We start from the raw sequence: 22,038 nt of genomic DNA, 5'->3' as shown, positions 1-22,038 counted from the left end.
AACCATGCGCGATTTTCTACTTGATGATGCGGACCGTGCCTTCCGTGCCGAAGTCCGTGAGTTCCTGCAACGCGAGCTTTTGCCGCGAAGTTCCGATATCGAAGACCGGCAGGATTGGGACGCGGTCAGGCACGTGGTCCGCGCACTCGGCGCGGCGGGCTATCTGAAGCTGATGTTCCCGGACCTATATCGAGGCACGCTCGAACATCCCGGCCTCACGCACGCGACGATCCTCTCCGAGGAAGCCTCGTACATCAACTACGCGTTCGAGACGACCATCGCGACAGCGCTCTCCTGTGCGTATCCGCTGCATCGTCATGCGGGCGCGCGGCTGCGGGACGCCTATCTCGCGCCGATTCTCGAAGGCGCGGCCATCGGGGCGATCTGCGTGACCGAACCGAATGTCGGCAGCGACTCGGCGGGCATGGAAACGCGCATCGAATTCGACGAGGCGCGCAACGAGTGGGTCATCAACGGCTTCAAGCGCTATATCTCGAATGCGTCCGTCGCAGATGTTTATATCGTCTATGGATTGACCCGCGAGGGCATGACGGCGGTCGCGGTCCCGAAGAACGCACCAGGAATCAGTTTCCCGCGCAACTATACGTTCATGGGCCGGCGCGGCTGCATTGTCGGCGAAGTGAAATTCGACAATTGCCGCGTGAGCGCCGATCATCTGCTCGGCGAAAATGGCGGCGGTTCGCGCATCATGCGCGGCATGTTCAACTTCGAGCGCGCGATTCTCGGCGGCTCAGGGCTCGGCGTCGCGCGCAGCGCATTCGATATCGCCACGGCGCACGCGCAAACACGCAAGTCCTTCGGTCAAGCGCTCGGCTGCAAGCAGCTTATCTGGGACAAGATCGCGCAGATGAGCTGGCACATCGACGCATCGGAACTCATCACCTATCGTGCGACGAAGATGTACGACGCGGGCGTCGACGGAAAAACGCTGGTGAAGGAAGCCGCGATGGCCAAGCTCGTCGCCACCGAAACCGCCAACTATTGCGCCGACCAAACGGTTCAGATTCTCGGCGGCGACGGCCTCACCAAGGAATACGGCCGCGCCGAACAGATCTATCGCGACGCGCGTGCCCTGACCATCGTCGGCGGCACATCGGAAGTCGCCAAATACCTGATTGCCGGCCGCGATCTTCCCGGTATCCGGATCACTCTCTAGAGAGCAAGCTCATGCTCACGATAACATCGCTTTTCGAAAATACGGTCGCAAGGTATCCCGAGCGTCGCGCGCTGACCTGCGGCGCCGTTTCCCTCACGTATGCGCAATGGAGCACGCGCGTGCGCCGTTTCGCACAGGCGCTCTTCGATCTCGGCGTACGCCGGATGGATCGCGTCGCGATTCTGCAGAAGACATCCGATGCGACGCCGACCGCCTATATGGCGTGCCAGTTGCTCGGCGCTATCGCGGTACCGATGAACTTTCGCCTCTCCGCGAACGAAGCCGCGTTCATTCTGCGCGATTCGGGCGCGCGAACCCTGGTCTATGACGATTCGCTGCTGCCCGTCGTTGCGAAAATCGAGCCGCAGTTGCCGGATTTGCGCGCGTACGTGTGCGTGAATAACGGCGCCGCGATGCCTTCGCATCATCACGCATTCGAAGCGCTGATCGAACGCACCGGGCACCTCGACGCCCCGCTGCCCCGGCTCGGACCCGACGATATTTCCGCGCTCGTCTACACGTCCGGCACGACCGGCCGCCCGAAAGGCGCCATTCATACGCACGGCAACGATGTGTCCATCGCGACCAACTGCGTCATGGAGTACAGCCTCGGCAGCACCGACGCCGCCTTGCATATCGCGCCGCTTTATCACGTGGGCGGCATGCAGGCGTATTTCATCCCGCACATGATGGTCGGCGCGCACAACGTGATACTGCCGCGCTACGAACCGCTCGCGACGCTACAGGCGATTGCGCGGTACGGCATCACCACGCTTTTCGCGGTGCCCACGCAAATTCAGGACATGCTGTTTCATCCGGATTTCGCATCGATCGACACGGGCAGCCTGCGCATGATCACGACGGGGGGCGCCGCGATTCCGGCGAGAACGATGCAGCGCGTGATCGACGAGTTCTGCCCGAATATTTTCAACGGCTACGGCATGACCGAAGCGAGCCTCACGCTCCTGCTGCATCCGCGCGATGCGCTCACGTATCTCGGTTCGTGCGGCAAGCCCACGCTCATCAGTACCTGCCGCGTGATCCGCAACGATCCGCAGCGCCTGGTCGCGCCGAATGAAACCGTTGCGCAAGGCGAAGTCGGTCAGTTGATCGTCAAGGGACCGCAGCTTGCCTCGGGCTACTGGAACAACCCGTCCGAAACCGACAAGAAGTTCAAGTCGGGCTGGCTCTATACGGGCGATCTTTTCAGCGTGGACGAAGCCGGCTATTTCCATTTCCAGGGCCGCGCCGACGACATGATCGTGTCGGGTGGCGAAAACATCTATCCGCGCGAAGTCGAAGAGGTGCTGTATCACTGCCCCGGCGTGCAGGAAGCCGCCGTGATCGGCGTGCCCGACGAAAAATGGGGGCAAGCGGTGACGGCGTTCATCGTACGCAGCGTCTCGACGCTGACCGCAGACGACGTGATCGCCTTCTGCAAGTCCGGCGACGATCTTGCGCCATACAAGCGCCCCAGGAAAATCTTTTTCGTCGAGAAGCTGCCGCTCAATCCGAGCGGCAAGGTGCTGCGTCACGAACTCGCCGGTCCCGTTTATCAAAGCCTGCTTTCAGGAACCCCGCAATGAGCGACCCCGTACTCTACCAACAGGACGGCCACGTCGTCACGATGACGCTGAACCGTCCCGAAACGCGCAATGCCATTACCGAACAGGAAGTCGTCGATGCGATCGTCGGCTGTCTCGAGCGCGCGCAAGGCGATCTGGCCGTGCGCGCAATCGTGCTGACGGGCAGCGGCCCCGCGTTCTCTTCGGGCGGCAATATCAAGCACATGCGCGACGAAACCGGTACGTTCTCCGGCAACGCGGCGCAGATCCGCGAGAACTATCGACGCGGTATCCAGCGCATTCCGCGCGCCTTTCACGAACTCGATGTGCCGGTCATCGCGGCTGTCAATGGCCCGGCACACGGCGCAGGTTGCGATCTCGCGCTGATGTGCGATGTTCGCATCGCGGGCGAAAGTGCCTTGTTTGCAGAGAGTTTCGCGAAAGTCGGCATCATTCCCGGCGATGGCGGCGCGTGGCTGCTACCGCGCGCGGTCGGCCTGTCGCGCGCAAACGAGATGATCTTCACAGGCCGCGCGATCGACGCGAAACGCGCGCAAGAATGGGGACTCGTATCGCGCGTGGTGCCCGATGCTCAACTGATGGAAGCGGCGCTCACGCTCGCCCGCGAGATTGCGGGCAACGCGCCCGATATCCTGCGTATGTCCAAGCGCCTCGTGCGCGAGGGCCAGCGCATGGACCTGCCGAGCCTGCTGGAGATGTCGGCGGCGTTTCAGGGCATCGCCCACCGCACCGCGGACCATCGCGAGGCGATTGCCGCGACCTTCGAGCGTCGTGCACCCGTCTATACCGGAGCGTGAGGGATGGGCACCTGCGCCGTCGCGTTCATTCACGAATTGACATTCGACGCGCTGCCCGGGCGCGTTATCGAACAGGCGAAGCTATGCGTGCTCGATCTGCTCGGCGTCGCGCTGGCAGGACGAGGGACGGCGTTGTCGCGCATCGCGCACGATCACGCAGCGGAGTGCTTCGCAGCCGGCAAGCTCCGCTCGCGCATGCTGTTCGACGGCCGTGTCGTGAGTCCCGTCGGCGCGGGACTCGCGGGCGCGATGACCATCGATAGCTGCGACGGTCACGATGGCCACGCCCAAACCAAAGGGCATGTCGGCGTAACAGTGCTGCCCGCGCTGCTCGCGCTCGCCGACGCCCTGCCCGGCATGAGCGGCCGCGAGTTTCTCGCCTGCGTCGTGCTCGGTTACGAGTTTGGCACGCGCGCGGGCATTGCGCTGCACGCGAGCGCCTGCGATTATCATACGTCGGGCGCGTGGAACGCCCTGGCCGCAGCGGCGCTCGCCGCGCGCGTACTGCCGCTCGACAGGCCGCAGACGCGCGAAGCGCTCGGCATAGCGGAATATCATGGGCCCCGCAGTCAAATGATGCGCTGCATCGATCACCCCACGATGGTTAAGGACGGTTCCGGCTGGGGCTGCATGGCGGGGCTGAGCGCGGCCTTGCTGGCGCAGCGCGGCTTCACGGGGGCGCCTGCCGTCACCGTCGAACAGGAAGAAAGCCGCAGCATCTGGAGCGATCTCGGCGAACAGTGGCGCATCATGGAGCAATATTTTAAACCGCAGCCCGTCTGCCGATGGGCGCACCCCGCTATCGACGCGGCAATCGCGCTCAAATCGGAACACGGCTTTACGAGCGAGCAGATTCGCGCGGTGAAGATCCGCACATTTCATCATGCGACGCGACTCGCGCACGCCGCGCCCGAGACGACGGAGCAGGCGCAATACAGCCTGCTGTTTCCGGTGGCCGTGGCGTTGAAACATGGCGCGGTGCGCTTCGACGCCTTGCACGGCGCGGCATTGCGCGACGAAACCGTTTTGCGTCTGAGCCACCTGATCGACACCGAAGATTGCGCGGCATACACGTCGCGCTTTCCGAACGAGCGCATCGCGCAGATGCGCATCGAACTTCATGACGGACGCCGCTTCGATTCCGGTCCCACGCGCGCGCTGGGCGATCCCGATCTGCCGTTCGGGGCCGAAGCCATCCGCGCGAAGTTTCGCCGCTTTGCCGAAGCCGCGCGCGGCACAAACGCGGCGCATGAACTCGAAAGCACTATCGACACGCTCGACGCGAAAGACGCAACCGCGGCGCCGCTGCTCGCGCGCGTGCTGACGAGCCACAACTGAACCGTGAACGCAAACAATCGCCCGTCGATCACACACCCTGCCAGGGCAGCGCGTACACGCGCGGATACGACCGCCCTCCCCGATCGGCATGAGGCCGTCACGCCGCAACGCATGGGCTTCTTCCTCGTTCCACATTTCTCGATGATGGCCCTTAGCTCCGCCACGGAACCCTTGCGCGCGGCCAATCGCGTGAGCGGCAGGGAACTGTATAGCTGGCATCTGATCAGCGCAGACGGGGAACCGGTGTCGTCGAGTTCGGGCTTCGCGCTGTTGCCAGACTTTGCGATCACGTCGCCGCCACAACTGAGTCACGTATTCGTCGTCGCGAGCATCGGGGTATCGAACTATCGCAATGCGCAGGTTTTCGAGTTTTTGCGCCGTTATGCCGCGAACGGATCGACACTCGGCGGCATCAGCCTGGGCACGATGATCCTTGCGCGCGCGGGCCTGCTCGACAAGCGTCGTTGCACGATTCACTGGGAAGCGCTCAGGGAACTCGCCGACGAATTTCCTTCCATCGAGGTGAGTCGCGATCTCTATTGCATCGAAGGCGACCGCATGACGTGCAGCGGCGGCACCGCGGCCATCGACATGATGCTGGACCTCATCGCGCGCCAGCACGGGCATCAACTCGCGGCGGAAGTGGCCGACCAGTTCATACACACGCGCATGCGCACCGCGCAGGAAAGCCAGAAGATGGCGATTCAGTGGCGCTATGGCGTCGAGGACAGACGCATCGTTCATGCGGTGACGCTGATGGAACAGAACATCGAGCGGCCTGTTCCGATCAAGACAATCGCGTCGCTCGCGGGTATTTCGCCGCGTACGTTCGAGCGCATGTGGATCAAGCACTTCAAGGTACGGCCATCGGCGTTCTATCTTGAGTTGCGGCTCAAGGCGGCGCAAAAACTGATACGCGAGTCGTCGCTCTCGCTGCTCGACGTCGCGATGCAATCCGGCTTCGCGAGCGCGTCGCATCTCGGACGCTGCTACAAGCAATTTTTTTCGAAAACGCCAGGGCAGGATCGGGCGACGAGCGAGCGGCCAGACACTCACGGGTTTCGCCGATGAACAGAAAAAAGCTGCCTGCCGCCGGCCAGGCCAAGGCAGTCAAGGGAGCGGACGCGAACAATGAGTACCAACTGCTGCGCGACCGGATCGCTTCGCTGGAACTGCTGCCCGGCGAGGACATCGACGAGCAGGCGCTGGTGGAGGAACTCGGGATTTCCGGGCCGCCGCTCAGGACCGTGATGATCCGGCTCGCGGCCGAAGGGCTGATCTCGCTTTTGCCCGGCCGCGGCGCGTGGGTCGCGTCGATGGACATTCCGCAGTTGCAGGAGCATCTGGAGGCGTTCGAACTGGCCCACCGCGCCACGCTGCGGCTTGCCGCGCAAAGACGTTCCGGGACCGATCTGAAGCACATCGAGGATCGCGTTGCCGCATTCGAGCAGGCGTACGCGAACGACGACGTGAACGGCATGATCGACGGCCGCCGGGACCTGCATCTCGCAATCGGCAATGCGTGCGGCAATCGCGTGCTTGCCGGAATTTACGCGAAGCTGCTGGAAGAAAATCTTCGCGTTGCTCGTCTCGCGATGAGCCACGGGTCATTCCCCAGCGCGCAAGCCAGGCATTCGCATCTGAACGGCATACTGCGGGAACACCGCGAATTTCTCGACGCAATCAGGAAAGAGGACGCGGATCGCGCCGAGAATCTTGCGTGCTCGCATATCGGCCGGGTGCGCAAAAGGGTGGCCGAATATGTCTCGCAGCGTGCGGTGGCCGGGGTCTCGATCAGTTCCCGGTCAACGCGCGCGCTCAATGGATTGCTCGGCGACGAGCCCTTTACCGAACGTTTTCAAAAATAGCGGCAATGCCCTGACCACCACCAATGCACATCGTGACAAGCGCGTAGCGGCCGCCAATGCGCTTGAGTTCGTGCAGCGCCTTCACGGCAATCAGTGCGCCCGTCGCGCCAATGGGATGCCCGAGCGAAATGCCTGAACCGTTCGGGTTCACCTTCTCAGGGTCGAGCCCAAGTTCCTGCGTAACCGCGCATGCCTGCGCGGCGAACGCCTCGTTCGACTCGATCACGTCGAGGTCGGCGACGGACAATCCCGCGCGCTGCAACGCAAGACGCGTAGCCGGCACCGGACCAATGCCCATGTAGAGCGGATCGACGCCCGCGTGCGCATATGCCACGAGTTTCGCCATCGGCGCGAGGCCGCGCGCCTCGGCCGCTTCGCGCGACATCAGCAGGACGGCTGCGGCTGCGTCGTTGATGCCTGACGCATTGCCCGCCGTGACCGTACCGTTCTCTTTCGCAAAGACGGGCTTGAGTTTCGCGAAGTCGTCGATCGTTGCATCATGGCGCAGATGTTCGTCGGTGTCGAAGACGGTCTCGCGCCCTTTCACCGTGCGCTTGACTGGCACGATCTGGCTTGCGAACCGGCCTTCGGCAATCGCCCGCGCGGCGCGGCGATGCGATTCGAGCGCGAGATTATCCTGGCGCTCGCGCGTAATGCCGTAACGGCCCGCGACGTTTTCGGCCGTGACTCCCATCGGCACCGTGTGGAAAGGATCGTTGAGCGCGCCCAGCATCATGTCGACGAGGCGCGCGTCGCCCATGCGTGCGCCGAAGCGCGCCTCGGTCGTGATGTACGGCGCGCGGCTCATGTTCTCGGCGCCAGCGCCGATCGCGACTTCCGCATCGCCGAGCAGAATGGTTTGCGCGGCGGACACGATCGCCTGGAGGCCCGAACCGCACAGCCGGTTGACGTTGAACGCAGACGTCGATTCGGGAATACCGGCGTTGATGGCGGCGACGCGAGAAAGGTAAAAATCGCGCGGCTCGGTAGCGATGACGTTGCCGAACACCACGTGCCCTACGTCCTTTGCCTCGACGTGGCTGCGCGCAAGCAGTTCGCGAACGACAATTGCACCGAGTTCGGTTGGCGGCACATCCTTCAGGCTGCCGCCGAATTTGCCGATTGCGGTTCGCACACCGCCCACCACCACGACTTCCCTGCTCATATGGATTCCTCAATGATCTGTTTGCTTCCCGCGAGGCAGTGGCGCACGGTATGGCTACGCCGGCCGGATCTGTTTCCAGGCACGCAGGGCACGTCATGCGCATCGTAGCGCCAACGGGAGCCGGACAGACTGATGAATCAGGCCGACATACTGACAAAACTGGCCATGTTTTGCCATCCACGGCGGCCAGCGCGAATTTTCATAGAAACGTCAGCCTGCCGTTCTGGATGTCGTACATCGAGCCCGCTATCTTCACGTTTCCCTTGTTCTCCAGATCGGACAGAATCGGGCTTCCGCTGCGGATGGCGGCCATCGCCCCCTGAACATTCGAGCGCGCCACCGCATCGACAAACTCCTCGTTCTTACTGGTTCGTTCTCCGGAATATTGGGTCGCCGTAATCGCGGGCTGGATCTTCTGGAGCAGTCCCGTCAAATTTCCCAACTGGACGTTGTCGATGGCACCCTTTATCGCGCCGCATGCGGTATGGCCCATCACCAGAATCACTTTTGCGCCGGCGACGGCACAAGCGAACTCCATACTCCCGAGAATGTCCTGGTTAGCGATGTTTCCCGCTATACGCGCATTGAACGTGTCGCCGATGCCCATATCCAGAATGATCTCGGCCGGCGCGCGCGAGTCGATGCAACTGAGAACGATGGCTGCGGGGTACTGGCCGCTAGCGCTCGCCCTCTTCTGCGCGAGAAAGTCCTGCTTTTTCATCTTGCCGGTGCGAAACCGCTCGTTGCCGGCCTTCATCATTTCGATGATCTGATCGGGCGTCAGCGCATTGCGCTGCGACTCGGACAACGCCGCGGCCTGCACGTCGCCGGCGGCGAACTGCGCGCCCGCCACGAGCGTCGCCACGCTTATGCCGGCCTTGATCCATCGGCGCCTTGCGCCATCGGCCGGGTCGTCGGGAACGTCAATCGCCGTGTTTGCAGACATGGGGAACTCCTTTATGGACGGAGGTCGGGAGGGAAACGGGAAGCCGGGTGGTCAAAGTATAGGCGGCGCGTTAAATCGTGATATCTGGATGCGCCGCCTTCGCATTGACTTCGATTTCAATCGCATCCATAAAGATAATCCTTCTTATCACAAGGCATGTACTTTTAAGTTAAACTCCATCGCATGAAAACGCGCCCCATCCCGCTGCCTGCTCCCGCTCCCGGTGAACCGCCCGGCTTCCCCGATGCCGACGAACTCGCCATGCTGCGCGCGTGGTATGCGGGCCTCGCCGTGCGGGCAGCCGTGGAGCGCTACTTGCCGTCGGCGCTCGGCGATGGCAAGTCGGCGCGCGGCGTGCTCGGCCGTATCCGGCGCAGGTTGACCGCCATCGCGCGCGCCGCACATCGCGACGATCTGGCGGCGCTGCTCGACCATCCGGTGGATGAGCGTGAGCGGCATGCGAAGGCTGTCGCGCAAGCCGTCGAGACCCTGCGCACCGCCCGCGCTCCCGAACCCCAGATCGCCGACGACATCGCGCAATGGTTCGCGCCGCGCGCCGTGCGAGCGCTGTACGCGCACCGCATCAGCACGCTCGCGGACCTTACCGTGCGTATCCCGCGCCGCCGCCAATGGTGGAAGGCGGTGCCCGGTCTCGGCATGGCAAGCGCGCGCGCCATCGAAGCGTTCTTTGCGGCGTGGCCCGCGCTCACGGACAAGGCCCGGGCGCTCATCGTGGCGAGCCAGCGCGGCGACATTGCACCATGGGAGTTCCTGAAGCTGCCGCACGAAGTCGATGGCTCCGAAGGCGCGTTCCGCGCGCCACGCGCGACCTGCACGCTCGATGCATCGAACGACTACGAAGCCGTGCAGACCTGGCTCGCGCTGCACGAATCGCCCGCCACGCAGCGCACTTACAAGAAGGAAGCCGAACGCCTGATTCTCTGGGCCATCGTCGAGCGCAGCCGCGCGCTCTCGTCGCTCACGACCGAAGACGCCATCGCCTACCGCGCGTTCCTGCGTCATCCCTCCCCGCGCGGGCGCTGGGTCGGTCCCGTACGGGCACGCACCTCGCCGGACTGGCGGCCGTTTAACGGCAGCCTTTCGGCGCGCTCGGTCGCGCATGCACTGTCGATACTCGGCGCGCTGTTCCGCTGGCTGATCGAGCAGCGCTACGTGCTCGCCAATCCGTTTTCCGGCGTGAAAGTGCGCGGCGCGAGCGGCGCGCAGGTGCTCGACACCTCGCACGCATTCAGCGAGGGCGAATGGACGCTCGCGCGCACCATCGCGGACGGCCTGGAGTGGTCGTACGGATGGTCGGCGCCCGCGGCACAGCGGCTGCGTTTCCTGCTGGATTTCGGCTATGCGACGGGCTTGCGAGCGAGCGAACTCGTCGGGGCGACGCTAGGTCACGTGGAAACCGATGCGCGCGGCGATCACTGGCTGCGCGTCACGGGCAAGGGAAACAAGCTGGCGCGCGTCGCGTTGCCGCCGCTTGCGTGGGAGGCGCTCGCGCGTTATCTGGCTGAGCGCGGCCTGCCCGTCGTGTCCGTGCGATGGAATCCGGCGATTCCGGTGATCGGCAGTCTCGAGGCCGATAGCGACGCCACGATCAGCAGCGCCCGTTTGTGGGGCGTGCTCCGGCGCTTCTTCCTGCTGGCCGCCAAAGCGATCGAGGCCGATCATCCGCCGCTTGCGGAAAAGCTTCGCCGCGCGAGCCCGCACTGGATGCGCCACACGCACGCCACGCACGCGCTCGGGCGCGGCGCGGAACTTACCACGGTGCGCGACAACCTGCGGCACGCTTCGGTTTCCACCACGTCGATCTACCTGCACAGCGACGAGGTCAAACGTGCACGGCAAATCGCGGATGCGTTTGCCAAGCCGTAAAGCACGCTCGATTTCGCGATGCCGTCAAGCCGCACACCAGACCGGTCGCATTGAACAGGTCGGCCGCGCGGCATTCCAGCGGCTTGATCAGCGCGAGTGCAGTTCTGTCGAAAAACGCAGCTATATCGTCGCTAATACCCGTTTGCGACAGGGCTGCGCTCTTTCGGTAAGGTCGCCGAATGCAGGTCAATGCCGCTATAGTTCATGATGACCTCCTTCTGGTTAAAGCTGTTTCGGCAAACTCACTTTAACCCCACCGCCCGGCAGCGCGGCGGCAGGAGGTCCGCTAGATGATTTTCAATCCCGAAACCAGGCGTCTAACGGTTCGCGCGACAATCGACGATCAACGACGGAGTACCCATGCGACGCATCCTTGCCATAGGCGGTGGCGGCTTCATGATGGAGGACTCACCATCGCCAATCGACAGACATATCGCTCGCCTCACAGGAAAGGTGCGCCCGCGTGTCTGTTATTTGGCCACGCCCAGCGGAGACCTGCCCGCGCACCTCGACAAGTTCCACGCCGCCTTCGGCAGTATGGGTTGTGAAACGTCTCATCTTGCATTCTTTCGGCAACCCGACTCGAGGTCGATTCCTGTCTCCGACTTCCGCTCAAAGCTGCTTGAGCAGGATGCCATTTATGTAGGTGGCGGGAATACCAAATCCGCACTTGCCGTCTGGCGCGAGTGGGGCCTTGATACGGCTCTGCGAGAGGCGTGGGAGAGTGGCGTGCTGCTCGCGGGCATGAGTGCAGGCGCAATGTGCTGGTTCGAGGCCGGCCTCACGGATTCGTTCTGGGGCTCGGCTCATCGTCCGCTCGATTGCCTGGGATTACTGCCGGGTGGCTGCGCTGTTCACTACAGCGGTGATCCAAAGAGACGCGAGACGGTCCATGCCGCACAGCTAGCCTGCACAATCCCACCTTCGATTGCCATTGATGACTTTGCGGCCGCCGTGTATTCGGGCACTTCTCTCGACCGAGTGCTTTCTTGGCGAAAAGGATCGACCGCGTATCAGACTTATCGCGAAGGCGACACCGTGATTGAAACAGCGTTACCGGCCGAACCAATTTGCCAGTAAGGCCAACGATTCCGAGTCAGTTTGGCGAAATCCTAAGCACCGGTCAGGCTCGGTCGCTGTCTGCAGTGTCGGGCGAGGGTCAGCCGCTTCGAGAGGCTCGCGCTTGACTTTCAATTTTGAAACGGGTCCGCTCGTCCAATGAAAATATCGTCATCGCTCGAACATGCCATTCGCCCCGCAACGACCGGCGACGCCAAAGGAATAGCCACCGTTCACGTAGACACGTGGCGAGAAGCTTACAAGGACATCGTGCCACGCGAATACCTCGCTGCTCTCGATGTGGTCACCGGGGCCGAGAGGTGGCTGAAAACGTTGACGTCTGGAACGCCACACGTGCTCGTCGCGGTAGAGAACGGCACGGTAGTCGGGTGGATTGCATTCGGCCCATCCCGCGATAATAACCTTGAATCGCGCTGCGCCGAGATTGAAGCGATTTACGTGGCACCGCCCTTCTGGAAGCGTGGCATCGGGACAGCGTTAATGAGCGCAGCTTCAGAAAATCTCTACGCCAAGGGCTATTCGGCAGTCACGCTATGGGTGCTGAAAGACAACGAGTCGGCGCAGTCCTTCTATGTTCAACGCGGATTTCAGATCGACGGCTCGGCAAAGGTCATCGAAATTGGTGGCGCCTGGCTGACGGAAGTGCGGCTCAAAGGGAGCGTCGTTGTATGACGGCGAGACGGTCCCAGGCGACTAACTGTTATTGAGAAGACTTATCGGCAACGGGTAGCGATCCGGTCTCAACATCGGAAACTTTTGCCCCATTGCTTCCCGCTACCTGGAGAATTCGCCGTGCGCATTTACCTTTCTTCATTCGATGTAGGGGCCAGGCCAGATCATCTTGTGCAGTTGGTCGGCGGGGAAATGCGAGCCGCTATCATCGTCAACGCGCTTGACCATCGTGAAGAAGCGCGAACGAAGTGGTTGCAGAGTCAGGAGACAAAACTGCGGGAGTTGGGGTTCGCTGTGCAAGAACTGGATCTCCGGCGGTTCTTCGGGGCCCATGATCGATTGAGGGATGCACTACGGCAGTTCGACGTGGTATGGGTCAATGGTGGCAACGCATTCATACTTCGGAGAGCAATGAAGCAAAGCGGATTCGATGTCGTGATCGCCGATTTATTGAAGCGTGACAGGATTGCATATTCAGGATTTAGCGCGGCGACGGTTATCGCTTCAAGCACGCTCCGTGCACTTGACCGCGTTAGCGATCCTGCTCAAATTCCACCGGGATACGATCCAGCAGTTGTGTGGGATGGACTTGGACTATTACCCTTTTCAGTCGTTGTGCACTTTGAATCGGCTCACCCTGAGTCTGCCGCTGTCAACGACGAGGTCGAATTCTACAAGCGTCACAACATTCCGTACCAAACGTTGAGGGACGGCGAGGCACTCGTGGTGTGTGGTATGCGAAGTGAGATCGTTGGCTAACGACACATAACTCATCGCGAATGGCTGCTATCGGTGGCCCTGTTTGTCCCTTGTGGGTCGGGGGCATGCCATTTGCATTGAGCGTCTGCGCATGCCGATCGCTGCACCGGTCGTCGGGCGCTAGCCGACCATGAGCGGTCGTTGGAAAGTGCTCCTGGATCGGCGACAATCGGACATTCTGGAAAGCCATACTTTCAACCGCGCTGATCCGGAGACACATCGAACCAGTTCGCCACATCATGACCGCAAAAAGAAGCCTGGCGCTCATTCTGGCATGCGTGTTTGCCTCTTCTCAGCACGGCCACGCGCAATGTACCGACCTGGTCGCCAGCCTTGACGACGGCCAGTTGATGCAGTCGCGGATTGCGCTGGTCGACCGCGCCACGCCAAACGAGCAGATCCGCATCCTCGCCTACATCTTCGAAATCGATGAGACCGGCGGCTTGCTGTTGCGTCATCTGGTCGGGGCGGCGCGCCGAGGCGTGCCGGTCAAGCTGCTGATCGACGGCATCGGCCCCGAACCGCACTACCCGTTCGAGGACGAACTCATCGTCGCCCTGCACGAAGTGGCTCCCGGCATTGAACTCCGAATCTTCCATCCACGATCCGATCTCGTCGAGATTTCGCATCGCATGCACGACAAGCTGTTCCTGGTTGGCGACACGGCCGTGATCGGCAGTACCTCGATCTGGGATGCGAGCTTCCGCAACTGGCTCAGCGAGCGCGATCTGATGGTATCGGGCGACGCCAGCCAGGATGCCTCCTCCCTGCACGCCATGTACCAGCATTTCGCCCTGTTCTGGAATAGCCCGGAAGTGGCGCGCCCCGAGCCGGAAAAATTCCTCAAAGTCGCAAGTCCTTATCGCGCCTCGCAGGCTTATGCAACGCTGGACCCGGCGCGCATCCATTATTGGCGCGAATGGCTGCTGGCTCCGCTCGACGCCGCAGCCCCGGCGACAGACCTGGCCGCTGCCGATACACCCGCTGCCTCGGATACACCCGATGATCCCGCCGCTCTACCCGCTCCGGGGGCCGATTTTGATCCCGCCTGGATGCCGATCGCCTGCGATCGCCTGCGCTATGTCCACGACTGGCCCGACAAGCGCTCGCCAGGCACGTTGCAGGACATGCTGCAAGCATTCGATACGGCGCAGCACGAGATCCTGATCATCAACCCCTATCTGATCCTGGTGCCGGAACTGCGCGAGGCGCTTGAGCGCAAGCGGCGCGAAGGTGTCCACGTGGTCCTGGTGAGCGCGTCGCTCGCGAGCATCACGCAGGAATTCCCCGCGGTCGGGCGTGCCTATGCCGACGATCTGCCCGGCCTGGTGAATGCGGGGATCGAGGTGCGCGAGTATTCCGACCGGGACAACCGCATGATGCACGCCAAACTGGTCCTCATCGACGGCCATCAATATTATCTCGGCAGTTTCAATTTCGATTCGCTGTCGGCCCGCTTGAATACCGAAAATGGCCTGTGGATAGATATCCCTGAGGACGGGCTCGATCCCTTGCAAGACAGCGTGGCGTACTTCCTGCGCAACTCAAGTTCGGTGAGCGACGCCAATGGCCGCCTTCTGGTGGATCCCGATGCGCGCTGCCGGGCCGCTGGCTGCGGCGGCGCCTGGCGGTGGGTGACGATGCTATTCAGGAACTTCCTCTGAGCGCGGCGTGCCCTGTCGCTAAACGAGGTGGCCAGTTCGGGGCGCCGTCCGCACTGTGTCGCGCAGTAGTCGGACAGGAACGGTCGCTCATACAGAGGCTCGCAGGCCAATCGAGCGTCTGCTTCTTGATCAGCACTGGTCGATCGGCAAAAGCGGGAATCTCTCTACTGCTATTTCACGCCGCATAGCCGCGCTCACAGGAAGTGCGCAACAAATATCCCGCATGCCTGCCGCGAAGGTACATAGCCGGATTCGATTCAGCCGTCAGCGGGCGTATCGCAGCGCCTCGACAACCAGGGCAAACGCAGGCGATGGTTGCCGACGACTCGCATAGTAAAGGTGATACCCCGGCACCGGCGGGCACCAATCTTCCAGCATGCTGACAAGACGGCCGGTGGCAACATGGGGTTCCGCGAGATCGTACGGCACGTAGGCAAGGCCGAACCCCGCTATCGCAGCCTCGAGCATTTGAGGCGTTGTGTTGCAGATGAATTGACCGTGGACATTCACGTGCAGCAGGTCGCGCCTCCTTGCGAACTCCCAGGCGTACAGGCCACCCCGCGTCGGCAGCCGAAGATTGATGCAGCGATGGGCGGCGAGATCACGCGGATGGACCGGACGCCCATACTCCGCCAGATAGTCCGGCGAACCCACCACTGCCATTCTGAAGTCTGGGCCGATACGCACGGCAATCATGTCCTGCGCGATGAGGTCGCCGCTGCGCACGCCGGCGTCGAATCGCTCGGCGACGATGTCGACCATGCCGTAATTGATGTTGATTTCGACCGAGATGTCCGGATAGCCGCGTAGCAACTCTTTGAGCTTCGGCCAGAGGATCGTGTCCGCCGCGTGATCGTGCGCCGAGATCCGGATCAGCCCCGCAGGCTTGTCCCGCAGTGCGCTCATCGCGTCCAGTTCAGTATCGATCCCCTCGTAGTACGGCCCAACGCTTGCCAGCAGTCGCTCACCCGCTTCAGTGGGTGAAACGCCGCGCGTCGTCCGGGTCAGTAAGCGAAGCCCCAGCTTCTCCTCCAGGCCGCGCATCGAATGGCTCAGGGCGGACTGCGATACGCCGAGCTGCGCAGCGGCGCGCGTGAAGCTCCGCTCGCGGGCAATGACGAGAAAGGCCCGCAGCACATTGAGGTCAATGTTCTGCATTATGAATCCTGCTCATATCGGTTTGCGAAGTCTAGCAGCTACCGCAGGGACTGAGCGAACAGTAAAGTTCAGTCAACCGTCACGTGGTGCATACGGCAGCCACGGGTAGACCTCTGAACAGGAGCAGCAAGATGGAAATCGAACTCAAGCGTTGCGGGAGCGTTGCATCGGTCAAGGGACCCGCCGACTGGTTCACGGGTACCGTCCGTATCGACGGGTTGTTTCAGCCCAATGACGTGACTCGCGCATCGGGCGGCAGCGTGACGTTCGAGCCGGGCGCGCGTACGGCCTGGCACGCGCACCCGCGCGGCCAGACCCTGATCGTAACCGCCGGTAGTGGCTACGTGCAGCGCTGGGGCGGGCCGCTTGAGGCCATCCGGCCCGGCGACGTGGTATGGATCCCGGCGGGCGTTAAGCACTGGCACGGCGCATCGCCCGAAACCTTTATGACGCACATTGCCATCCAGGAGTCGCTTGATGGCAAGGTGGTCGACTGGCTCGAACACGTGGCCGACGAGCAATATCCGGGATCGGTCGCCGCAAGCTAAAAGGGAGGCATCGATGCCGCACGTCATTGTGAAAATGTGGCCCGGCAAATCGGAACAGCAAAAGCAGCAGCTTTCCGATGGCATCACGGAAGTGGTGACCAGCGTCCTCGGCTATGGTAAGGAGTCCGTCTCAGTTGGCATCGAGGTCGTGCAGCCCTCGTCCTGGATCCGTGACGTCTATGACCCCGACATTCGCGACAAGTTGGGCACGCTGTACCAGAAACCGGGCTACGATCCATCGCAGCTCTGAGCGCTCGAATCAGGTAGCCGAAACGGCAACCTTCGCAAGCTCAGTGCTGGAAAAACTTCATGTCGAAGAGTGGGACCGCATGATCGATGTGAACATCAAGGGTGTGCTGTACGGCGTCGCCGCGGCACTCCCGCAGATAATCCGGCAAAAGAGCGGGCACATCATCAATGTGTCATCGGTAGCGGGCCACGCGGTCGGGCCGGGCGGTACGGTGTATGCGGCGACGAAGCACGCTATGCGCGTCATTTCCGAAGGTCTGCGTCAGGAGGGCGGCGAGCATATGCGGTCGCGGGTCGCCGGCCCAGACAAGGCCCACCTTGAACTTACCCGAAGGCAAACGAGTCTTCCAGAGCGCGCGCAGTTCGGCTGGCGCAGCCAAATAAGGGAGTTTTCGAAGGAATTGTCCGCAGCGCCGTACCGAACCGCAGCGGCAGACTCATGATCTGGCGCCGGAATTCGTGCTCGTCGACGCGAGAGATCTCCGTACATACGGCTCACAGAGCAAAACGATCGAACGGCCCTCAAGCGATTCACCTCCCCCTCGGGACGCATGCCGCGACGGAAGCTTCTCTGCATCGGAGAATACGGCGGTATGTCTAGCTTCATGAAGGCATGTTCGAACGAGTTGCATTTGACAACACTCAACTTACATCAAGACGCCGGCTACAACCACGCAATCGCTGATAAACTCCCCCCGCTCCAAGGGTGTTACTCCTCTGCGAGGTCTTCCTGAATCCATTTTTTTGACGTCACCATCGTCGCGGCTACAGAGCGCACCGATGCGTCTGCTGCGGTCCAGTCCTGGACTTTCCGTCAGCATAAATTGCGAAGCCACCGCCCCTCTTTGTTGCCCAGTCGCGTCACGAGATCATTCCCACGGATAGCCCATCGGGCGACCACGCCGCTGAGCTATCAGGCGTACAGTCAGTCTACCTGTTGGCGCTTGGACGCTTCGTTGAAACCGAATTCGCGCTGGTCGCTGACGACACGAGTAACGCTATGGGCCCGCCGGAACAACAAATTGATGAAACGCGCGGGGTTATAAATCGTGAGGCGTATTCGAACAATTTTGAGAAGGATGTCACGCTGCTTCCCGCCCCGATCGCTGAAGCAGTTCAGCTTAACTTGGCCGGCGCGAACTGTTACGGGGCCGGAAAGAAGACCGAGGCTGTAGCATACTGGGAACGTGCTATCTCCAGCGATCCGGGTTATGCGCAGGCCTATAGCAATCTCGGGACAGTGCTATGCGAGCTTGGGCGCGTGCCCGAAGGCGAGTCTGCGCTGCGCTTTTCGCTAAAGATCCGTCCTGACCTACCCGAGGCCAACAATAGTCTGGCAAACGTGCTTCGCAAGCGCGGAGAGTTGCGTGAAGCGGAACAACGATATCGCCGTGCGTTGTCTGAGCGCCCGCAATGGGCAGTGGCCAGCCAGAATCTGGGTGGCTTGCTGCATGAGCTACGTCGGTTCCCGGAGGCGGAAGCTGCGTATCGCGTTGCGCTGAACAGCCAGCCGGAGTCGTGGGATGCACATTATGGGCTGGGCTTGCTGCTGCAGGATCAGGGGCGCCGGTCAGAAGCCGAAGCAGTATTTATTCAAGTCGTGGCTCTCAACCCAGGTCGCGCCGAAGCATATGCAGCTTTGGGACGACTGCTTTTCACCTGCTCGCGGTTCGATGAGGCGGAAATCGTCGCGCGAAAAGCGACCAGCTTGAACCCGGAATCCTCGGATGCGTTCCTCGTTTTGGGTTCGATACTGGAGGCACAAAGCGCCGGCAACTACATTGAGGCGCTGGACGCCTATAAGAGAGCCGTCGAACTCGATCCCGACAATCTGGTGGCACACTCGAACCTCGCCTATGGCCTTAACTTTGTTTGCGAGGACGGCCACGAAATCCTGGCCGAATGTAAGCGTTTCTCATCCCACTTTGAAAAACCCTATCTTGCCAACACACGCAGCTACGAAAACGACCGATCTACCATCCGGAGATTGCGGATCGGCTATGTTTCCGCGGATTTCAAACATCACTGCCAGTCGTTTTTCACTATTCCCCTTTTCAAGAATCACGACACAGATTCCTTCGAGCTTTACTGCTATTCAAGCGTTCGTTCGCCAGATGATTTCACTTTCCATCTATCAAAGCTCGCCAATGTCTGGCGAAACGTCGCCGGCTTGAGCGACGACGCTCTCGCGGAACAGATCAGGCGCGATGAAATTGATGTTCTTGTCGATCTTACGATGCATATGAGCGATGGCCGCCCGCTTCTGTTCGCCCGCAAACCCGCACCTGTACAGGTGGCGTGGCTTGCGTACCCCGGTACGACGGGTAGCAGCGCCATTGATTATCGCCTTACGGACCCCTGGCTCGATCCGTTTGATAAGTCCGATGCTGATGAGCGTTATAGTGAGCGGTCGTATCGCCTGCCGCATACATTCTGGTGTTACGAACCGTTAGTATCCGCACTTGAAGTGGGGACGTTGCCCGCAGACACTTATGGATCAGTCACCTTTGGATGTCTGAATAGCGCGCGAAAACTCACCGACCGGACTTTGGGCTTGTGGGCGAACGTCCTCCGGCGCGTTCCGGACTCGAAGATGATTGTCCTGCTCGAACAGGGACGCCCAAGGGAACAGGCGAGTGAGAAATTCCGGCGATTTGGGGTGGATCCGTCCAGGCTGATTTTTGTCGGCAAGCAGTCTCGAAGGGCTTACCTTGAAACCTATCGCAGGATTGACATTGCGCTCGACACATTTCCCTACAACGGCCATACAACAAGCCTTGATAGCTTCTGGATGGGCGTGCCGGTGGTGACCATTATTGGTCGTACGCCAGTGAGCCGCGGAGGGTATTCGTTACTTGCCAGTCTGGGACTACTCGAACTCTCCTCGTCAGACGACAGCGGCTTCGTTGAGATTGCCGTGCTGTTAGCGAACGACCTACCGCGGTTGAGGAACTTGCGCCTCGGCTTACGTCAGCGCATGGAGCGGTCGCCGTTGATGGACGGTGCCGGATTCGCCCGTGGCATTGAACAGGCGTACCGGCAGATGTGGGAAGCGTGGTGTGCGGCTAACTGAATCGTTACCTCGCTGGATTCGTTCCATAATGGCGACGCATTCATGAGGCTTTCCCTGGCGCTTACCTCGAGGCAGAGGAGCAAGCTCCTCTGCCGGCGTTTAACGAGGCTCTGTCCTTACGCCTGTAAGCCCACCTTAAGCGCAGCCGAACCCTGCATCGAGTTGTACGCGACGGTCATGCCAATCTGGTTGCCATTGCCGATCATCGTGCCCGTACCGGACACGGTGTTTTCCTGTATCTGGCTTGTCGGTAACTCTCAGGACGGCGTAGGCCGTCTTGAAGCACTAGCGATTCAACCGCATCCGGCGGCTGGGCGCACATGACTTCCCAAAGGTTGCGACGATGCCGATATGTTGGTCAACGTCACCGCGACTATGATCCCTGAGGATGTACGTCCACGTCTCTTTCGCGTGGTTTTCGTCCTCATCGCTTTGCTTGTTGAAGCACATGTCGCGATCCTGAGCGATCGTCAAAGAGAAGTGTGAGCGCTCGTAGCAGCCGTCAGATCGCCAGATTCAGTTGTGCAATAGAACGGATGTCGGACGCATATTCATACGTTCCCAGATGCCTGATGTTAAACCAGGCGCAACCGTGCACTTTCCCGCCAATCGCCCGCCATCGTTCGCAGAAGGAAAAATCCTCGCCCAATAAAAATCCATCAGGCGACGTCATTTCGTTAAACAATCCGGGCACTGACTCAACGCCATTGAGATAATTCGCACCACCATTCGGCGCCTTGCACAAGAGGCTGGGGTACGCGTCAATCATCCGGTGAAAAACACTTCTACGAATCAACGTTAGCCCCATCCCCGTTGAAGCGATCGGAAATGGTTCATCAATTGGCATACGAATTTCTGCCTGCAGCGGCTTAAAGGTCTCAAACTTCCCTGCAATCAGGGGCAAAATTTCCGCCGGCAAGTTTGGGCAGGAACGCGCAGCTTCCGCGACTCTGCTCCAGTTCACGTCTTTCGTAGGATATAGTGCTGCCATGACATCGTGGTCGTAGCTTAACATTCGCAGTACGTCGGCTGCGTCAAATGCAATATCTGCGTCAACAAACAGTAGATGGGTCGCCAGTTCGTCCTGCAGAAATGCATGGCAAAGTAAATTTCTCGCCCTGGATATAAGGCTGTTGTTTTTCATAAACCGAAAAACGAATTGCCGACCGGTTTGTGATAAAGCATGCTGAAGCTCCAGCAAAGAGCAAGCATAGGATCCGTAGCACTGGTCGTTATATATTGGCGAAACGACAAAGACCCGCTCAATGTCCGGCGTGGCGGAGGACACAGCCATCGGCTACCTCAGGTATTTTCATAAAGTGAACCCGATTTTATTATCCTTGCCTTCGCTCAAAAAGATAAACGAACTAACATTGACATCCGTCATTGTCTACATGAATGCTTTCAAGCGCTCTCGCCTTTTCGCGACCCCGTTAGGGTACGGCGCAATTCCGTGCACACCTTGTCGGTCCGCCGCAGATAGCTGGAGGTGGAGGAGATCCTCCACCAGACGACAACTATTTAGGATCTATCGGGCGCCATTGCGTGGTATCAGTGATGCACGGAGTAAAATAAATTCTCCGATGCGGCTGCCTGCGCTGTGAGCGTCGACGAAATGCCAGCGGACCCACTGGAGTATGATGCCATCGACGAAACCAGTTGACTGACCTGACCGTCCGTTGATCCAGGGGTATCGCCGACGCTCGATCTGACGTTTGCTATGGTTACGGTATTTCCGTTACTGAATCCCAGCGTAACGACACCGTTTTGAATACTAAAGGTTGCCGCTGAAAACCAGATTGCGCCCGAAGCATCCTCTTCGACCAACATGTTGCCCGATGCATCCTGTATCAATTCCGCGCCATTGTCTGCGTTAAACGCGATCGAATTATTCGACCCATCAACCGTAACCGTACTATTCGCGCCACTCAGGTTGAGCGCATTGTTACTACCGTCAAGAGTCAGAGACGCCGTTTGATCGACAGTAATCTGGTTGCCGCTACCATTGACCTGACCTGAAAATGCCACCATTTCAATCGTGTCGTTGTCCGCATTGACAGTTTTGCTCTGA

At 60.6% G+C, this 22,038-nt stretch carries 19 protein-coding genes and 1 pseudogene; 15 read left to right on the top strand and 5 right to left on the bottom strand.

Features of this window, described 5'->3' with window-relative positions; genetic code table 11:
* The first annotated feature begins 4 nt into the window (after window positions 1-4).
* From U5768_RS23105 to U5768_RS23080, 6 genes are all read left to right on the top strand, one after another.
* Window positions 5-1,177, top strand: coding sequence for an acyl-CoA dehydrogenase family protein (locus U5768_RS23105; protein WP_322032718.1), 1,173 nt, complete (start codon window positions 5-7; stop codon window positions 1,175-1,177).
* An 11-nt stretch (window positions 1,178-1,188) separates the two neighbouring features.
* A complete protein-coding gene (locus U5768_RS23100) occupies window positions 1,189-2,763 on the top strand; it encodes a class I adenylate-forming enzyme family protein (RefSeq protein WP_322032717.1) in 1,575 nt (524 codons plus the stop codon).
* On the top strand, window positions 2,760-3,560 hold the full coding sequence (locus U5768_RS23095) for a crotonase/enoyl-CoA hydratase family protein (RefSeq protein WP_322032716.1): 801 nt from the start codon (window positions 2,760-2,762) through the stop codon (window positions 3,558-3,560). Before U5768_RS23100 ends, U5768_RS23095 begins: the two co-directional genes overlap by 4 nt.
* Window positions 3,561-3,563: 3 nt before the next feature.
* Window positions 3,564-4,898 (top strand): MmgE/PrpD family protein, encoded by a 1,335-nt coding sequence (locus U5768_RS23090; RefSeq protein WP_322032715.1) that lies wholly within the window; start codon window positions 3,564-3,566, stop codon window positions 4,896-4,898.
* Between the two features lie 141 nt (window positions 4,899-5,039).
* Window positions 5,040-5,969: a GlxA family transcriptional regulator gene (locus tag U5768_RS23085; protein ID WP_322032714.1), complete on the top strand. Its 930-nt coding sequence runs from the start codon at window positions 5,040-5,042 to the stop codon at window positions 5,967-5,969.
* Window positions 5,966-6,766, top strand: coding sequence for a GntR family transcriptional regulator (locus tag U5768_RS23080; protein WP_322032713.1), 801 nt, complete (start codon window positions 5,966-5,968; stop codon window positions 6,764-6,766). The genes U5768_RS23085 and U5768_RS23080 overlap by 4 nt, the downstream gene beginning before the upstream one ends.
* Here the strand turns inward: U5768_RS23080 and bktB are convergent.
* The gene (gene bktB, locus U5768_RS23075) at window positions 6,744-7,931 is read right to left on the bottom strand and encodes a beta-ketothiolase BktB (protein WP_322032712.1); all 1,188 of its coding nucleotides are present in this window, start codon (window positions 7,929-7,931) and stop codon (window positions 6,744-6,746) included. The genes U5768_RS23080 and bktB overlap by 23 nt on opposite strands.
* Window positions 7,932-8,130: 199 nt before the next feature.
* Window positions 8,131-8,877, bottom strand: coding sequence for a carbonic anhydrase family protein (locus U5768_RS23070; RefSeq protein ID WP_322032711.1), 747 nt, complete (start codon window positions 8,875-8,877; stop codon window positions 8,131-8,133).
* 183 nt (window positions 8,878-9,060) lie between these two features.
* Between U5768_RS23070 and U5768_RS23065 the strand changes: the two genes are divergently transcribed.
* From U5768_RS23065 to U5768_RS23045, 5 genes are all read left to right on the top strand, one after another.
* Window positions 9,061-10,764 carry a site-specific integrase gene (locus tag U5768_RS23065; RefSeq protein ID WP_322032710.1) on the top strand — a complete coding sequence of 568 codons (1,704 nt, stop codon included), beginning with the start codon at window positions 9,061-9,063 and terminating at the stop codon, window positions 10,762-10,764.
* Window positions 10,765-11,124: 360 nt separating this feature from the next.
* Window positions 11,125-11,844 carry a peptidase E gene (locus U5768_RS23060; RefSeq protein WP_322032709.1) on the top strand — a complete coding sequence of 240 codons (720 nt, stop codon included), beginning with the start codon at window positions 11,125-11,127 and terminating at the stop codon, window positions 11,842-11,844.
* Between the two features lie 138 nt (window positions 11,845-11,982).
* Window positions 11,983-12,516 carry a GNAT family N-acetyltransferase gene (locus tag U5768_RS23055; protein WP_322032708.1) on the top strand — a complete coding sequence of 178 codons (534 nt, stop codon included), beginning with the start codon at window positions 11,983-11,985 and terminating at the stop codon, window positions 12,514-12,516.
* Window positions 12,517-12,636: 120 nt separating this feature from the next.
* The gene (locus tag U5768_RS23050; protein WP_322032707.1) at window positions 12,637-13,275 is read left to right on the top strand and encodes a Type 1 glutamine amidotransferase-like domain-containing protein; all 639 of its coding nucleotides are present in this window, start codon (window positions 12,637-12,639) and stop codon (window positions 13,273-13,275) included.
* A 239-nt stretch (window positions 13,276-13,514) separates the two neighbouring features.
* Complete coding sequence (locus U5768_RS23045) at window positions 13,515-14,939, top strand: phosphatidylserine/phosphatidylglycerophosphate/cardiolipin synthase family protein (RefSeq protein ID WP_322032706.1); 1,425 nt, start codon at window positions 13,515-13,517, stop codon at window positions 14,937-14,939.
* A 264-nt stretch (window positions 14,940-15,203) separates the two neighbouring features.
* On the opposite strand, the gene U5768_RS23040 is transcribed toward U5768_RS23045, so the two are convergent.
* Window positions 15,204-16,097: a LysR family transcriptional regulator gene (locus tag U5768_RS23040; RefSeq protein ID WP_322032705.1), complete on the bottom strand. Its 894-nt coding sequence runs from the start codon at window positions 16,095-16,097 to the stop codon at window positions 15,204-15,206.
* A 137-nt stretch (window positions 16,098-16,234) separates the two neighbouring features.
* Between U5768_RS23040 and U5768_RS23035 the strand changes: the two genes are divergently transcribed.
* From U5768_RS23035 to U5768_RS23020, 4 genes and pseudogenes are all read left to right on the top strand, one after another.
* Window positions 16,235-16,645 carry a cupin domain-containing protein gene (locus tag U5768_RS23035; protein WP_322032891.1) on the top strand — a complete coding sequence of 137 codons (411 nt, stop codon included), beginning with the start codon at window positions 16,235-16,237 and terminating at the stop codon, window positions 16,643-16,645.
* 13 nt (window positions 16,646-16,658) lie between these two features.
* Entirely contained in the window at window positions 16,659-16,895 is a 237-nt protein-coding gene (locus U5768_RS23030; RefSeq protein ID WP_322032704.1) for a tautomerase family protein, read from the top strand.
* Between the two features lie 37 nt (window positions 16,896-16,932).
* Window positions 16,933-17,337: pseudogene (locus U5768_RS23025) on the top strand (SDR family oxidoreductase); the annotation flags it as partial.
* A gap of 557 nt (window positions 17,338-17,894) precedes the next feature.
* Complete coding sequence (locus U5768_RS23020) at window positions 17,895-19,967, top strand: tetratricopeptide repeat protein (protein ID WP_322032703.1); 2,073 nt, start codon at window positions 17,895-17,897, stop codon at window positions 19,965-19,967.
* Window positions 19,968-20,469: 502 nt separating this feature from the next.
* On the opposite strand, the gene U5768_RS23015 is transcribed toward U5768_RS23020, so the two are convergent.
* Window positions 20,470-21,261 carry a hypothetical protein gene (locus tag U5768_RS23015; RefSeq protein ID WP_322032702.1) on the bottom strand — a complete coding sequence of 264 codons (792 nt, stop codon included), beginning with the start codon at window positions 21,259-21,261 and terminating at the stop codon, window positions 20,470-20,472.
* Window positions 21,262-21,518: 257 nt separating this feature from the next.
* On the bottom strand, window positions 21,519-22,038 hold a 520-nt coding region (locus tag U5768_RS23010; RefSeq protein ID WP_322032701.1), incomplete at its 5' end, for a hypothetical protein.

It is taken from the genome of Paraburkholderia sp. J76 (assembly GCF_905220295.1).
Lineage (GTDB): Bacteria > Pseudomonadota > Gammaproteobacteria > Burkholderiales > Burkholderiaceae > Paraburkholderia.
The sequence above is the reverse complement of the archived record's forward strand: the minus strand, read 5'-3'. Positions and strand labels throughout refer to the sequence as shown.